The 14,824-nt window shown below is 73.3% G+C and carries 13 protein-coding genes; 5 read left to right on the forward strand and 8 right to left on the reverse strand.

The window, feature by feature from the left end; all coding sequences use genetic code 11:
- Positions 1-116 precede the first annotated feature (116 nt).
- The 4 genes from AB0P03_RS32895 to pdxH all read right to left on the reverse strand — a co-directional run bounded on the left by AB0P03_RS32895 (position 117) and on the right by pdxH (position 4,790).
- Positions 117-926 (reverse strand): AAC(3) family N-acetyltransferase, encoded by an 810-nt coding sequence (locus AB0P03_RS32895; protein ID WP_363632238.1) that lies wholly within the window; start codon positions 924-926, stop codon positions 117-119.
- Between the two features lie 15 nt (positions 927-941).
- On the reverse strand, positions 942-3,302 hold the full coding sequence (locus AB0P03_RS32900; protein ID WP_363632240.1) for an FxsB family cyclophane-forming radical SAM/SPASM peptide maturase: 2,361 nt from the start codon (positions 3,300-3,302) through the stop codon (positions 942-944).
- A gap of 122 nt (positions 3,303-3,424) precedes the next feature.
- Positions 3,425-3,607 (reverse strand): FxSxx-COOH cyclophane-containing RiPP peptide, encoded by a 183-nt coding sequence (gene fxsA, locus AB0P03_RS32905; protein WP_350877535.1) that lies wholly within the window; start codon positions 3,605-3,607, stop codon positions 3,425-3,427.
- A gap of 550 nt (positions 3,608-4,157) precedes the next feature.
- A complete protein-coding gene (gene pdxH / locus AB0P03_RS32910; protein ID WP_363585069.1) occupies positions 4,158-4,790 on the reverse strand; it encodes a pyridoxamine 5'-phosphate oxidase in 633 nt (210 codons plus the stop codon).
- Between the two features lie 416 nt (positions 4,791-5,206).
- On the opposite strand from pdxH, the gene AB0P03_RS32915 reads away from it, so the two are divergent.
- Positions 5,207-6,307: a citrate synthase 2 gene (locus tag AB0P03_RS32915; RefSeq protein ID WP_350877533.1), complete on the forward strand. Its 1,101-nt coding sequence runs from the start codon at positions 5,207-5,209 to the stop codon at positions 6,305-6,307.
- A 194-nt stretch (positions 6,308-6,501) separates the two neighbouring features.
- A complete protein-coding gene (serC, locus tag AB0P03_RS32920) occupies positions 6,502-7,620 on the forward strand; it encodes a phosphoserine transaminase (RefSeq protein ID WP_363632241.1) in 1,119 nt (372 codons plus the stop codon).
- Between the two features lie 317 nt (positions 7,621-7,937).
- On the opposite strand, the gene thpR is transcribed toward serC, so the two are convergent.
- Entirely contained in the window at positions 7,938-8,525 is a 588-nt protein-coding gene (thpR, locus tag AB0P03_RS32925; RefSeq protein WP_363632242.1) for an RNA 2',3'-cyclic phosphodiesterase, read from the reverse strand.
- Between the two features lie 45 nt (positions 8,526-8,570).
- Between thpR and AB0P03_RS32930 the strand changes: the two genes are divergently transcribed.
- The gene (locus AB0P03_RS32930; protein ID WP_363584960.1) at positions 8,571-9,089 is read left to right on the forward strand and encodes a GNAT family N-acetyltransferase; all 519 of its coding nucleotides are present in this window, start codon (positions 8,571-8,573) and stop codon (positions 9,087-9,089) included.
- A 79-nt stretch (positions 9,090-9,168) separates the two neighbouring features.
- Here AB0P03_RS32930 and AB0P03_RS32935 read toward each other — a convergent pair whose 3' ends face one another.
- Complete coding sequence (locus AB0P03_RS32935) at positions 9,169-10,458, reverse strand: MFS transporter (RefSeq protein ID WP_350877760.1); 1,290 nt, start codon at positions 10,456-10,458, stop codon at positions 9,169-9,171.
- A 357-nt stretch (positions 10,459-10,815) separates the two neighbouring features.
- On the reverse strand, positions 10,816-11,250 hold the full coding sequence (locus AB0P03_RS32940) for a MarR family transcriptional regulator (protein WP_063348195.1): 435 nt from the start codon (positions 11,248-11,250) through the stop codon (positions 10,816-10,818).
- 151 nt (positions 11,251-11,401) lie between these two features.
- On the opposite strand from AB0P03_RS32940, the gene AB0P03_RS32945 reads away from it, so the two are divergent.
- On the forward strand, positions 11,402-11,821 hold the full coding sequence (locus tag AB0P03_RS32945) for a VOC family protein (RefSeq protein ID WP_363584958.1): 420 nt from the start codon (positions 11,402-11,404) through the stop codon (positions 11,819-11,821).
- A 309-nt stretch (positions 11,822-12,130) separates the two neighbouring features.
- Positions 12,131-12,937 carry an MHYT domain-containing protein gene (locus AB0P03_RS32950; RefSeq protein WP_363584956.1) on the forward strand — a complete coding sequence of 269 codons (807 nt, stop codon included), beginning with the start codon at positions 12,131-12,133 and terminating at the stop codon, positions 12,935-12,937.
- 124 nt (positions 12,938-13,061) lie between these two features.
- On the opposite strand, the gene AB0P03_RS32955 is transcribed toward AB0P03_RS32950, so the two are convergent.
- Positions 13,062-14,774: a hydrogenase maturation protein gene (locus tag AB0P03_RS32955; RefSeq protein ID WP_363632244.1), complete on the reverse strand. Its 1,713-nt coding sequence runs from the start codon at positions 14,772-14,774 to the stop codon at positions 13,062-13,064.
- Between the last annotated feature and the right edge of the window lie 50 nt (positions 14,775-14,824).

The following is a 14,824-nucleotide window of genomic DNA, read 5'->3' on the forward strand; positions in this document are numbered from 1 at the left end:
GTGGTGGCCTATTTCTCTCTACCATTTGCCGTGCCTTGTAGCTGCGCCGGTGCGGGGGGCGCCCCGGGCCGACGGGAGCAACCGAACTGGAGGAGGGGTGGGGGACGCGCGGGGGCTCAGGGGCGGAGGAGGTGTTCGGCGAGGTCGACGGCTTCGCGGACGGGGACGAGGCGGCAGTCGGTGGTGCCGAGGTGGATGGTGGTGATGCCGGTGGCGGCGGCGAGGACCTGGGTGCCGAGGTCGGCGAAGTGGAGGTCGTCGAGCTCGGGGGCCCGGAAGGTGAGCCAGCCGTCGGGGCCGACGCAGCGGTACTCACGCAGGGGGACGTCGGGCATGCGCTGGTCGGCGAGGTGGAAGGCGGTGAAGCGGGCCATCGGGACGCCGAGCATCAGCACCCTGGCGTCGAGGTCGTAGAGGCGTCCGAGCGGGGACTCGGGGCCGAGGTGGGAGGTGAGGGGGTGGTGGGCGGTGATCTCGCGGGCGTGCCGGCCGAGGGCCGTCCAGGAGGTCTGGGGGTGGCGGCTGCGCAGGGCGCCGGGGCGGGTGCGGATCTCCTCGGAGAGGGCGCCCATGGTCGGCGAGCAGGGGGTGTTCGCCGGGTCGAACCGCGGCATCCGGGCCCGGTAGGCGGCGGTCTCGGCCGGGGTGAGGCCGGCGGTGGCGGTCTGGTGGATGCGCGAGGTGGCGGAGTTCTCGGGGGTGGCGGTGTAGGCGACCAGGGTGCCGCCGGGGCCGAGGACGTGGAGCAGCGCGTCGGCGACGGTGGCGGCGCCGCCGTCCACCGGGCCGAGGGCGCGCAGGGAGGCCTCGACGTGCACCACCATGCCTGGGCGGACGCCGAGTTGGGCGAACCCGGCGGCCAAACCCCCAGCGGTGAGGGCGGTATCGGTGAGGGCGGTGCCGGTGAGAGCAGTGACGGTGCGCATGGCCGCTCCTCTGGGTCAGACCTCGGCGGGGCGGGCGTGGCCGCGCTCGTGGCGGGCCCGTTCGGCGGCCCGTTCGGCGGCGGCGGGCAACGGCACGGCGAGCCACGGAGCGACGCTCTCACGCATGCCGTCGGCGAAGCGCAAGCCGAGCGCCGTGAGGGCGCCGGATCCGGCCAGCCGGTCGACGGCTTCGGCGGTGTACCGGCGCCAGAGCGCGAACTGGGTGCGCGCCCGGTCGGCGGCCTCGCCCGGCAGCCCGTCGTAGGCGAACGCACGGGTGCCCCAGTACTCGGTGACGGCGAGGTGCGCGTAGGTGCCCTGGAGCAGGCCTTCGAGCGGGCGCGGGTCGGGCCGCCAGGGCGCGAGGTACAGCTGGTCGTCGGCCGGGTCGTGGAGGTCGAACAGGTCGAGTACGGCGCCGAGTTTGACGTGCTGGAACTCGTGCGCGAGCAGCAGTGCGAGCGTCGGCGCGGTCGCGGGCCGGGCGATGCCGACCGCGCCGTGGGCCTGCCGGGCGGCCGAGCTGACGTCCCGCCCGGCGGGGCCCGGCCGTAGCGGGGTGATGGTGGTGAGGCCGGCCCGGAGGCCTTCCGCGTACGCGGGCAGGTCGTGCCCGAGCAGTTCCCAGGCTTCGCGCAACGCGCCCGTCCAGTCGAGCAGTTCGCCGTCGGAGAGCCGGCCGGCCACGGCGTGGTCGTGGCTGTCGCGCAGCGGGTCGACGTCCTCCAGGGTGACCGTCCACCCTCCGGCCAGCCGGACCCGCCGCAGCGGCTCGTCCAGGGCGGCGGACACCGATCCGTCGGACGCCCGCACGCTGAACCCGTCGGCCAGGCCGGTGACGACCGCCTCCCCGTCCGGGGCGGCGGTCCGCCCGAGGGTCGGCAGGTGCAGCCACCCGCCGCGCACCGGCACCGCGACCGCGTCCCCCCGCCCGGCGCGGACGGCGGCGGCGGCGGCCAGGGCGGCCAGCGGGCCGAGCCCGACGGTGAGGTCCCCGGCGAGCCGGCGGGCGGCCCAGGCGCGGGCGTACGGGTGGGCGAGGACGGTGTCGACGGCGGCGGGTGCGCTCGCGTCGAGTTCGGACAGCAACGCCCACGCGGCCGATCCGGGCTGCCCGGAGGCGTCCCAGGCGGCGGCCAGCATGGCCCGGGTGAGGGCGAGTTGGGCGCGGGACAGGGCCCGTACGGTGTCCTGGTCCCCGTACCCGCGGGCGAGCTGGTCGAGCTGCCGCTCGGTGAGGGTGGCCGGCACCACCGGCTCCCCGGCCTGGGCGGGGACAGAAGGACCCGCCGCGACAGCGGAAGCGGCGGCGGAACCGGCAGCGGAACCAGAGGCGGAACCGGCGGCGTCGCCGGCGAGTTCGTTGATGAGCTTCATGAGGTCACCGCAGTAGACGGAGGGATTGTCGAAGCCCGTGTCGGCCCGGTACCGGTGGGCGTACAGGCCGCCGCCGCAGCTGCGGACGACCGGGCAGGCCCGGCAGGCGGCGCTCAGCCCGGCCAGCCCCGACTGGCGGGCGGTCATGCCGGGGTGCAGCGCGACCTGGTCGAGGCTGTGCGTGAAGACGTCGTACCCCGTCTCCGGCGCGCCGTCGTAGGCGGTCTTGAGGCTGTCGGCCTGTTCGAAGCTGCCGTCCGTCTCCAGGACGACGAGGTCGGACGGTTCCAGGCCGAGCGATTCGGTGAGGCTGGAGAGCCCGCGCAACGTCCGGTGGACGGATTCGAAGGTGCGGACGGCGAACGGGCGGCCGTCGGCGTCCCATCTCCGGTACACGGCCAACAGCCAGTCCGCGTACGGCGTTCGCGCACCGTCGACGGCCGGTTTCGGCCGGTCCTCCCAGGTGGCGTGCGGCAGCAGGAAGTCGACGGCGGGGGGGTCGAGTTCGGCCAGGGCGCGGTAGACGGCGTCCGGGTCGTTCTCGATGTCGACGGTGCAGAGCAGCCCGGCGTAGAGGTGCCGGTAGGCGGGCCGGCGCAGCCGCTCGACCGCCCGCAGGACGTGCGGGTGGCTGCTGCGGCCGTCGGCGAAGCGGCGGTGGCGGTCGTTGGCGGCGCGGTCGCCGTCGAGCGAGACGCCGACCCTCATGCCGACTTCGGCGAAGAGTTCGCAGTAGGCGTCGTCGAGTTGGACGCCGTTGGTGTGGATGCGCAGGTCGAGTGCGCAGCCGGGCGGCAGGGCCGCCCGGAGCGCCTTGGCCGCGTGGCGTAACCGGTCCGGGCCGGCGAGCAGGGGCTCTCCCCCGTGCAGGACGACCCGGACGGCGGGCAGCCGGTGTGCGGCCGCGTGGTCGCCGATCCGCTCGGCGATCCTGTTCAGGACTTCGTCACCGATGACCTTGGGGCGTCGACGCCAACTGGTGTCGGCGTGCTCGTACACGTAGCAGTGATCGCAGGCGAGATCACACCGGCTGTGCACTTTCACGACGAACTGGGTGAAAGGCAGCGGAGTTGGCGTCATGGTCGATCGGATTCAGCCGGAGCCGATGGTCAGTCGGCCGATCAGATGGAGGAGTTGAAGGCCGCGACCGGCACCGCACCCGCACCGGTGTCGGGCAGGGCTCGTCGGATCCTGGTGGAGAGCTCCTCGGCGCCGAGCTGGGCGAGGTCGGCCAGTGAAGGCCGGGTTTCGCCCTGAGGCTCCGTCAGTTCAGTGCGGGGCATGGTGTCCAGTGCGGGTGTCATGTTCGATTCTCTTCCACGATGGGGGTTAGAGAGAAGCAGGGCCGGGTATATAGGTCGGCCTAGTCGACCAGGGTACTGCCAGCACGTGGGCTGCGCCGTGCTCTTGCGCGCCCCTAACAGCCCACTACCCCCTTCACGCAGCGAAGTCTCGCCAAAAGTTCACCCACTCGGCGGTCGCGTGAAGGCACCTGACCGGCGCACAGGGGACCGGCGTCGCGCCGCCGAACCCACCCTGGCGGCGCCCCTCCGCCGACGTACGGCCGCCGCCCCGGCCCGACCCGCTCCCCCGGCGCGGCCGGAGCCCGCTCCCCCGGCGCTCGCGCCCCATCCGAACCACCGGTCGGCGAAGGCCGGTTGGCGCGATTCGACAGCGCCCCGCACCCCCGCCACCGCACGACAGCCAGCCCGACGAGCCCGATGGCGGACCCGACGAGCCCGACGAGCCCGACGAGCCCGACGAGCCCGATGGCGGACCCGACGAGCCCGACGAGCCCGACGGCGAACCCACCGACGGACGCGCCGGTATTCGAACGCCTCGCAGACCCGCCCGCTACGGGCAGAGCCGCTCCACCCGCCACCCGCCCGCTCCGGCCGGATCGGCGAAGTAGCGCAGCCGGTCGTGCAGCCGGTTCTCCCGCCCCTGCCAGAACTCCACGCTCTCCGGGATCACCCGGTACCCGCCCCAGAACGGCGGCACGGGCACGCCCTCGCCCTCCGGGTAGCGGCGCTCCAGTTCGGCGTAGCGCTGTTCGAGGACGTCGCGCCCGCCGACCGGACTGGACTGCTCGCTGGCCCAGGCGCCGAGCTGCGAACCGTGCGGCCGGGTGCGGAAGTAGGCGGCGGTCTCGTCCCGGCCGACCTTCTCCACCCGCCCCTGGACGATCACCTGGCGGGCCAGCGCGATCCACGGGAACAGCAGCGCGGCGTACGGGTTGGCGGCGAGCTCGGAGCCCTTGCGGGAGCCGTAGTTGGTGAAGAAGACGAAGCCGCGCGCGTCGTAGCCCTTGAGCAGGACGGTGCGCGAGCTGGGCCGCCCCTGGGCGTCGGCGGTGGAGAGCACCATCGCGTTGGGCTCGACCACCCCGGCGTCGTCCGCCTCGTGGAACCAGCGGGTGAACTGGGCGATCGGCTCGGGCGCGAGCTGTTCCTCGACCAGGCCCTCGTGGGTGTAGTGCTTGCGCATCACGGTGAGGTCCGGTCCGGGCCGGGCATCGTCGGCCAGGATCCGGGTGGCGGGGCTCAGGGGCGTCGACTGGGCGCGTTCCGGGGTCTGCACGTCAACATCATCCCGTACGACAAGCAACCGGCACCGCTACCTCCGGACAAACCCCGGTGGGAGATAAGGTGTCCCGCCACCGCTCGACCGCCCCCCGTACGGTGAATTGTCCCGAACCAGGCGTTTGGTTCCGGAGATTCCCGGGCACGACCGACCCTCGGCGGAAAAGTCAAGCGGGCCCAAGCGCAACATCACCATGGTGGTGTATGGCGCAATGCACCCGGTGCCTGTCACTCTGGCACCGAGTGCCAACCACCATTCGGTCACTGGCGCGCCGCCCCACCACGGCGCAGCGCCGATCGCAGAACTGAAGGAGCCGTCGTATGTCCGACTTCGTACCCGGGCTTGAGGGAGTCGTCGCGTTCGAGAGCGAGATCGCCGAACCCGACCGTGAAGGCGGCGCGCTGCGGTACCGCGGTGTCGACATCGACGACCTGGTGGGCCACGTCTCCTTCGGCCACGTCTGGGGCCTGCTGGTGGACGGCAAGTTCAACCCCGGCCTGCCGGCCGCCGAGCCGTTCCCGATCCCGGTGCACTCCGGTGACATCCGGGTCGACGTGCAGTCCGCGCTCGCCATGCTCGCCCCGGTCTGGGGCCTCAAGCCGCTGCTCGACATCTCCGCCGAGCAGGCCCGCGACGACCTCGCCCGCGCCGCCGTGATGGCGCTGTCCTACGTGGCCCAGTCGGCCCGCGGCCAGGGCCTGCCGATGGTCCCGCAGAGCGAGATCGACAAGGCCGAGACGGTCGTCGAGCGGTTCATGATCCGCTGGCGCGGCGAGCCGGACCCGAAGCACGTCAAGGCCATCGACGCCTACTGGACCTCCGCCGCCGAGCACGGCATGAACGCCTCCACCTTCACCGCCCGCGTCATCGCCTCCACCGGCGCCGACGTGGCGGCCGCGCTCTCCGGCGCGGTCGGCGCGATGTCCGGCCCGCTGCACGGCGGTGCGCCGTCCCGCGTGCTCGGCATGATCGAGGAGATCGAGCGCACCGGCGACGCCACCACCTGGGTCAAGAACGCGCTGGACCGCGGCGAGCGCCTGATGGGCTTCGGCCACCGCGTCTACCGCGCCGAGGACCCGCGCGCCCGCGTGCTGCGCCGCACCGCCAAGGAGCTCGGCGCCCCGCGCTTCGAGGTCGCCGAGGCGCTGGAGAAGGCCGCGCTGGAGGAGCTGCACAACCGCCGCCCCGACCGCGTGCTGGCCACCAACGTCGAGTTCTGGGCCGCGATCATGCTGGACTTCGCCGAGGTGCCGGCGCACATGTTCACCTCGATGTTCACCTGTGCGCGCACCGCGGGCTGGTCGGCGCACATCCTGGAGCAGAAGCGCACCGGCCGGCTCGTGCGCCCCGCCGCGCGCTACATCGGCCCCGGCCCGCGCCGCCCCGAGGAGATCGAGGGCTGGGACGCCATCGGCCACTGAGCCCGCCGAGCGCCCCCGAGCGCCCGCCGAACGCCCCCCTAGCGCCCCGGGCGCCCCGCGTCCGCACCACCCCTGAGCAGCGGGTCCGACCTCCGTCGGGCCCGCTGTTTCCGCAGCTGGGAGCCGTGAAGATCACAGTCTCAGCCGGCGGACGACCGTACCCCGGGCGGCTCCCCGGCCGGTAGGCTGCGCGCGTGGCTCAGATCCAGATCCCCGCTGACATCAAGCCCGCAGACGGCCGTTTCGGCTGCGGACCGTCCAAGGTGCGCCCCGAGGCCCTGAGTGCCCTCGCCGCCACCCAGACCTCCCTGCTCGGCACCTCACACCGCCAGGCCCCGGTCAAGAACCTGGTCAAGCGCGTGCGCGAGGGCGTGAGCAGCCTCTTCTCGCTCCCCGAGGGCTACCAGGTCGTCCTCGGCAACGGCGGCTCCACCGCCTTCTGGGACATCGCCGCGTTCGGCCTGGTGCGGGAGAAGTCCCAGCACCTGGACTTCGGCGAGTTCTCCTCCAAGTTCGCCTCCTCGGTCAAGGCCGCGCCGTGGCTCGCCGAGCCGAGCGTCATCAAGACCGCCCCGGGCACCCACCCGCTGCCGGTCGCCGAGGCCGGCGTCGACGTCTACGGGCTCACCCACAACGAGACCTCGACCGGCGTCGCGATGCCGATCAAGCGCCCGGTGGGCGCGGACGAGGGCTCGCTGGTCCTGGTGGACGCCACCTCGGGCGCCGGCGGCCTGCCGGTGGACATCACCGAGACCGACGTCTACTACTTCGCCCCGCAGAAGTCCTTCGCCTCCGAGGGCGGCCTGTGGCTGGCCGCGTTCTCCCCGGCCGCCCTGGAGCGCGCCGCCGAGATCGCCGGCTCCGGCCGGTACGTCCCGCCGTTCTTCGACCTGCCGACGGCCATCGACAACTCGTCGAAGGACCAGACGTACAACACCCCGGCGATCTCCACCCTGTTCCTGCTGGCCGACCAGCTGGAATGGCTGAACGGCAACGGCGGGCTCGACTGGGCCGTCGCCCGTACGGCTGATTCCTCGTCCCGGCTGTACGCGTGGGCCGAGAAGTCCTCCTACGCCAGCCCGTTCGTGGCGAACCCGGCCGAGCGCTCCCAGGTGGTCGGCACCATCGACTTCGACGAGTCGGTGGACGCCGCCGCCGTCGCCAAGGCACTGCGTGCCAACGGCATCGTGGACACCGAGCCGTACCGCAAGCTGGGCCGCAACCAGCTGCGCGTCGCGATGTTCGCGGCGATCGACCCGGCGGACGTCGAGGCGCTCACCCACTGCATCGACTACGTGGTCGAGCAGCTCTGAGCGATCCCGTGCACGGCTGAGGGCCACCGCCTCCGGGCGGTGGCCCTCAGCCGTTGCGGCGGGGTCGACCCACCGGGCCGGGTAGGCGTGCCCGCCGGCCCGGCTACCCGCCGACCATCGAGCTGATCAGCACGACGACCAGCAGCAGCACCAGGGTGCCGGTCACGATACGCATACGAGTCTTGGGATCCACGGTCAACGAGCGTACCTCCGGACCATCCGCCGACGGATCGGAGCCCCGGGCCCAACGGCCACCCCGGGCCCAACGGCCATCCCGGACCCACCCCCCCCCGCCCCGGACCCGGGCGCGCCCCGGCTCAGCTCCAGTCGGCGAGCGGCCAGGCGCGCAGCGAGGAGTAGTGGGCGAAGCCGCCGTCCAGGTCGCTCTGCATCAGGTGCAGCTCGGCGGCCTCCCACTCGGGCCCCCGGTAGTCGGCCAGCGCGGCCGCCAGGGTGTCCAGCTCGGCCGCCGCGAGCCGCTGGACGGCCCGCCGGTGGCCGCGCGAGGAGCCGGCCCGGGCGAGGGTGAGGTGCGGGTGGAAGGTGAAGGCGTCGACCTCCCCGGTCACCGCGGCAGTGGCCTCGGACACGGCCTCGGCGAGCCTGCGCAGTGCCCAGGTCTGCCCCTCCACCCCGGCCCAGAGCACCCGGTCGCCGAACCGCCCGGCGCCGGACAGCCGCAGCCGGTGCACCGGATGCACCTCGGCGACGGCGGCCAGGCCCGCCTCCAGCTCCGGCAGTTCCTCGGCCGGCACCTCGCCGAGGAAGGCCAGGGTCAGGTGCCAGCCCTCGACGGTGGTCCAGCGCAGCCGGTCCGCCCCGGGCAGCCCGCGCACCGGCGCCACCGCGTCCGACAGCCCCTGGAGCGCGTTGACCGGCGGCAGGACCGCCACGAAGAGCCTCATGGGGACATCTTCCCGCGCGAGGCCGTTTGGGCTAGAACCTTTCGTATGAAGATCCGCACCGGGGGACCGGACGACATTCCCGACATCCTCGCCCTGCTCGACGGCGCCGTGGGCTGGCTGGCCGGCCAGGGCCGCACCGGCCAGTGGGGGGACCAGCCCTTCAGCACCATCCCGGCCCGGGTCGAGCAGGTCGCCGGGTACGCCGCCGAACCGTTCCTGATCCGCCTCGCCGAGGACGCCGAGGGCCGCGCCATCGGCTGCTGCGTGCTGTCCGAGCAGCGGGGGAAGTACATCCCCCCGGTGGACGAGCCCGAGCTGTTCGTCCGCATCCTGGTCACCGACCGCAGCCGCAAGGGCTCGGGGATCGGCGCCGCGCTGATCGCCGACGCGGTCGAGGAGACCCGCCGGCGCGGCCTCGGCCTGCTGCGGGTGGACTGCTACGCGGGCGCCGACCGCAGGCTGGTCGGCCAGTACCGGGCACTCGGGTTCACCGAGACCGAGTCCTTCGAGGTCGAGCAGCCGGACGGCGTCTGGCCCGGTCAGGTCCTCGCGATCCGGCTCTGACCCTCGACCCTGCACCGAAGCCCCTCGACCCTGCACCGAAGCCCCGGGGCGGACCACCGCCCCGGGGCATGACGCCTCGTCAGCAGGCGGGCGCCAGCTCCGACTTGTTGGCGGTGACGGTCCGCGGCACGAAGGCCACCACCCGGCCGCCACGGCCGGGGTGCAGGTCGAACCGCACCCGCAGGTCCGCGCTGCGGGCCAGCACCAGGCCCACCACGCCGGCCGCCAGCGCGGACACCAGTCCGCAGGCCAGCAGGCCGAGCCGGGGCCCGTACGAGGCGGTCACCCAGCCGACGATCGGGGCGCCGATCGGCGTGCCGCCGGTGAAGACCAGCACCAGCAGGCCCATCACGCGACCGCGCATCGCGGGGTCGGTGGCCAGCTGCAGCGTGGAGTTGACGGAGGTGTTGAAGCTGAGTCCGAACACCCCGATCAGCGTCAGCAGCACCGCGAAGGTCCAGTAGTCGGGCGCGAACGCGGCCACCACCTCCAGCGAGCCGAAGGCCAGCGCCGCCGCCACCAGCCGGCGCAGCCTGGGCACGCCCCGGCGGGCGGCGAGCAGCGCGCCGGCCAGCGAGCCGACCGCCATCGCGGTGTTCAGCAGGCCGTACTGGCCGGCGCCGACCTTGAAGGTGTCGTAGGCGAAGCCGGAGAGCAGCGTCGGGAAGTTGAAGCCGAAGGTGCCGATGAACCCGGCCAGGACCATCGGCCAGAGCAGTTCGGGCCGCTCCTTGACGTAGCGCAGGCCCTCCCGCAGCTGGCCCTTCTCGCGGGCGATCGGCTCGGTCGGGCGCAGTTCGCTCTCCCGCATGGCGAGCAACCCGCCGATCACGGCGGCGAAGGACAGCGCGTTGACGGCGAACGCCCAGCCACTGCCGACCACGGCGATCAGCAGGCCCGCGACGGCGGGGCCGACCAGCCGGGCGGTCTGGAAGTTGGCGGCGTTCAGGCTGACCGCGTTGGCGAGGTCCTTGGGCCCGACCATCTCGGACACGAAGGCCTGCCGGGTCGGGTTGTCGACCACGGTGACCAGGCCGAGCAGCAGCGCGAAGGCGTACACGTAGTACGGCGTCACGACGCCGCCGATGGTCAGGACGGCCAGGCCGGCGGCCAGCAGGCCCATGGCGCCCTGGGTGTAGATCAGCAGCCGGCGCTTGGGCATCCGGTCGGCGAGCACGCCGCCGAACAGGCCGAGCAGCAGCATCGGCAGGAACTGCATGGCGGTGGTGATGCCGACCGCGAGGGGGCTGCCGGTGAGGCTGAGGACCAGCCAGTCCTGGGCGATCCGCTGCATCCAGGTACCGGTGTTGGACACCACCTGGCCGGCGAAGTAGTAGCGGTAGTTGCGAACGCGAAGGGAGGAGAACATCCCCCCGGGCCTCGTGAAGCGGGCACCTGCGGGAGACGTGGACGCGTGGGTGCGTCCGGGAGCGGCGGGGTCGTCCGCCGCGGTGCGTTCGTCGGGGTCGTCGTCGCCGCTGCCGGGCAGCCCCGTGGGGGCGGGCGCCTGGAGGTCGGCGGCCGCGGCGCCTGCCGCGGCGGGGTCGGTGGTCTGGTCGTCGGTGCGGATGGCGGCGGCGCTGGCTGCGGCCGGCGGTGTCACGGTGGTCTCCCCTCGCGGCGCGGCGGCCCGAACTGCGGCCGTCGTGCTCCTGGTTTCGGTGGTCGGTCCTGCGGTGATGCGGTGCTCCTTCTTCTCCCGGCCGGCGGGCCGGGGTCGGCGTGCCTAGAGGTGTGCGAGCTTGTAGAGCACGGGCGCGGCCTCCCGGAGGACGGCCCACTCCTCCTCGTCGAGCCCCTCGGCGAGCTCGGCGAGCCAGACGTTGCGGCGACGGCGGCTCTCGGCGAGGATCGCCTCGGCCTGCTCGGTGCTGCTGACGACGACCTGGCGGCGGTCCTCGGGGTGCGGCTCGCGCCGCACCAGCCCCTTCTCCTCCAGCATCGCGACGATCCTGGTCATGGAGGGCGGCTGCACGTGCTCCTTCCGGGCGAGCTCACCCGGTGTCGCCTTTCCGCATCTGGCGAGGGTGCCGAGCACCCCCATCTCGGTGGGGCTCAGCGACTCCTCGACCCGCTGGTGTTTGAGTCGACGGGAGAGGCGCATCGTGGACGATCGCAGCTGATTGATCGCTGCGAGGTCCTGCTCGGACATCTCGGGCATGTTCTTTAGCTTACGTCATTACTCTCGCTAAGGAAAATGCGTTCCCAGTCCACCCCGCCGGCCCCGTCCGTTCACCGCGCGCCGGAAGATCGGCCCGGTGCGATGCTGGTGCTGGGTCTCGAATGATCTCGACTGGAAGGGCCGACCAGACATGTCCGACCTCGCCGCCGACCCCGCCTCCGGCCTCGCCGCCGAGCCGGACGACACCGGCTTCGCCCGCCTCGCCATGGTCACCATCGACTGCGCCGACCCGATCGCGCTGGCCGGGTTCTACGGCGAGCTGCTGGGCTGGGAGAGCCGCCACCTGGACGAGCAGTTCGCGATCCTGGACAACCCGGAGGGCGGCAGCCCGCTGGGCTTCGGCCGGGTCTCGGGCTACCGGCCGGAGCCGTGGACGGAGCCGGACGGCGGCAAGCACTTCCACCTGGACTTCTACGTGGACGACCTGGACGAGGCGATCGCGAAGGCGCTCGCGCTCGGCGCGACCGAGCCGACGTACCAGCACGGCCGGACGCTCAAGGTGCTGATCGACCCGGCCGGCCACCCGTTCGGGCTAGCCCCGCTGGAGTGACCAACCCGGAGTAACGAACCCGGAGTAACGGACGAACCGCCCGGCGGCCGTGCGCAGGCGGTGTCAGGAGTTGGTGCCAAGATCATGCAGACCGCGTAAAGGTCCATCCTGACCAGGGACTTCACGAAAAGCGCGAACCTTGTGCGACCGTCCGGTAGTGGTTACTGTCCCCCGTTGTCAGGGGCACCACACGCCAGGTCTCCCTTCGGCGGCGCCGTTCCCGCGCCCGTTGCCGCGTTCCCTCCCGACCACCCGTGTCCGCCCGAGGCCTGGCGCCCTTCCTCCCCCGCATCCGTCCTGGGAGCTCTCTTGGGTGAGATCCATCATGCCGACCACGGCTGGGTGACACCGGCGGTCTCGTACTTCGTCGCCTGCCTCGGCGCCTTCGTCGCCCTGCGCAGCGCCCGCTGGGCACTCGTCTCGCAGGGCCGCACCCGGGTGCTCTGGCTGCTCTTCGCCTCGACCTCGCTCGGCGCCGGGATCTGGTCCATGCACTTCATCGCGATGCTCGGCTTCTCCGTCACCGGGGTCGACATCAGCTACCGGCCCGGACTGACCGTGCTCAGCCTGCTGGTCGCCATCGCCGTCGTCGGCATCGGCCTGTTCACCGTCGGGTACAGCCGCCGGCCTGTCCTGTCCCTGCTGGCCGGCGGGCTGACCACCGGCCTCGGGGTCGCGGCGATGCACTACCTCGGAATGGCCGCGATGGTCCTGCCCGGCCACCTCGGCTACGACCGGCTCACGGTCGGACTGTCCGTCGCCATCGCCGTGTTCGCGGCCACGGCCGCGCTGTGGGCCACCCTGAACATCCGCGGCACGCTCGCCGTCCTGGCGGCCGCGCCGGTCATGGGCGTGGCAGTGTGCGCGATGCACTACACCGGCATGGCGGCGCTCTCGGTGCGGCTCGACTTCTCGCACTCCACCCAGGGCGGAGTGATGGCGCTGCAGTTCATCTTCCCGCTCGGGGTCGGGCTCGGCTGCTACGTCTTCTTCGGCTCGCTGGCCTTCGCGGTCTCGCCGAGCCGCGGCACCACGCAGCCGCTCCTGCTCGGCCCGGCGGCCCCGTTGGTCCCGCGCCAGCCGCGGCGGCGGGACGAGGCCGGCGTCAGGCGCTGAGCCGGGCGGGTCCCACCCCCCCCCCAAGCCCCGAGGGCGTCCGACCGGGTCCCCCACCCCGGCCGGGCGCCCTCGGCTCACTTCCGGCGACCTCCCCCGCCTCGCTCCCGCGACCACCCCTGCCTCACTCCGGCCGCCCCAGCAGCCCGGTCAGGTGCGCGGGCGTGGCCACCGGGCAGACCTTGTGCACGAAGTCCCGCCGCAGCGCGTGGTAGGGCTCGCCCGCCCGGTAGAAGTTGGCGTGCATCCGCCGCAGTTCCTCCGCCCGGTACTCGGCCAGCGGCTTCGCCTCCTCGTCGGCGGACCGGCGGCGCTTCTTGTCGACCAGCCGCCCGGTGAGTTCGGGCGAGGCTCCGAGCGCGGCGGCCTCCCGGACCACCCAGCGCCGGAAGGCCGCCGCGTCCCCGCCGCAGGTGCGGTCCACCAGGCCGATCCGGCGGGCGTGTTCGGCGCCGACCGGCAGCGCCTCGGTGGTCAGCCGCGCGGCCTGCTCGTCGCCGACCCGGCGCGGCAGGGTGTACGTCCAGTACTCGGAGCCGTAGAGGCCCATCAGCCGGTAGTGCGGGTTGAGCACCGCCGACTCCCGGCACCACACCTCGTCGGCGGCGAGGGCCGCCATCAGGCCGCCGGCCGCCGCGTTCCCGGCCAGGGCGGCGACGGTGAGCTTGTCGGTCGTGGTGAGGACCGCGTGGACCAGGTCGTCCATCGCGTTGATGTTCTCCCAGGACTCCAGTGCCGGGAACGCCGCACCCTCGATGACGTTGAGGTGGATCCCGTTGGAGTAGAAGTCCCGGGGCGCCCCGAGCACCAGCACCGAGGTGGGCCGGCCGGCGGCCTCGCGGTAGGCGGCGAGCAGCCGGCGGCACTGCCCGGTGCTCATCGCCCCGCCCGCGTAGGCGAATTCGAGGTAGCCGACGTCGCCCTCCTCGCGGTAGCGCAGCTCCGACCAGGTGTCCCGGTGGGCCGCCGAGGTCGGCGTCACCGGGACTTCGCGGACCCGGTGCAGGCGGCCGGCGAGCACCGTCGCGGCCGGCTGCTTGAAGGTGGCAGGCCCGCCCGGGGTGCGGCGCGGGCGCAGCTGGGGGATCCAGACCGCGCCGTCCACGGTGGCACGGCAGATCGCGCCGTCGCGGGTGGCGAGCACGGCGCCGGGCACCGGGCCGCGCAGCTCGTCCTCGGGGTGGCCGCCGTGCAGGAAGTACTCGCGTCCGAACAGCTCGTCGAGCACGCCGGGTTGGGAGTCGGCGGCGCGGAGCTTGCGCAGCACGGTGGCGGTGTCGTCGGCGGCCCAGTCGATCCGGCGCGCGTCCTGCCGCAGCAGGGGCCGCAGCCTGCCGTGGACGTCCGGCCGGTCGTAGTCGAGCGGTTCGGGGGTGAACAGCCCGCCCTCGAAGCGCTGGACGGCGAGCAGGACGGCCTCGACGGCGGCGTCGGCGACCTCGCCCCGGTACAGCTCGCTCTTGCCGCAGCCGGTGACGGGGAACTCGACGGACGCCCAGATGTCACCGGCGTCCATCTCCTCGACGGCCTGGAGGACGGTCACGCCCCAGCGGTCCGCCCCCTCGGCGATCGCCCAGTCGAGCGAGGAGGGGCCGCGGTCGCCCTGGGGCCCGGGGTGCACGATCAGGACGGTCCGGGTGGACCAGATGTCCTGCGGGACGGCCTTGGTGAGCATCGGACAGATGATCAGCTCGGGGTCGGTACGGTCCACCGCCGTCCTCATCGCCTCGTCGCCGAGGGCGAGTTGGACGGCGACCTGGTGGCCGCGCCCGCGCAGCTCGGTGTGGACGCGCTGGGTCAGGCTGTTGAACGCGCTGGCGATCAGGAGAATGCGCAAGAGGGCCTCCGGACAGGGACTGGGGTCGCGCGCAGGCGATGAAACCAGGG

The sequence above is a fragment of the Kitasatospora sp. NPDC088779 genome (assembly GCF_040685395.1).
Taxonomy (GTDB): domain Bacteria; phylum Actinomycetota; class Actinomycetes; order Streptomycetales; family Streptomycetaceae; genus Kitasatospora.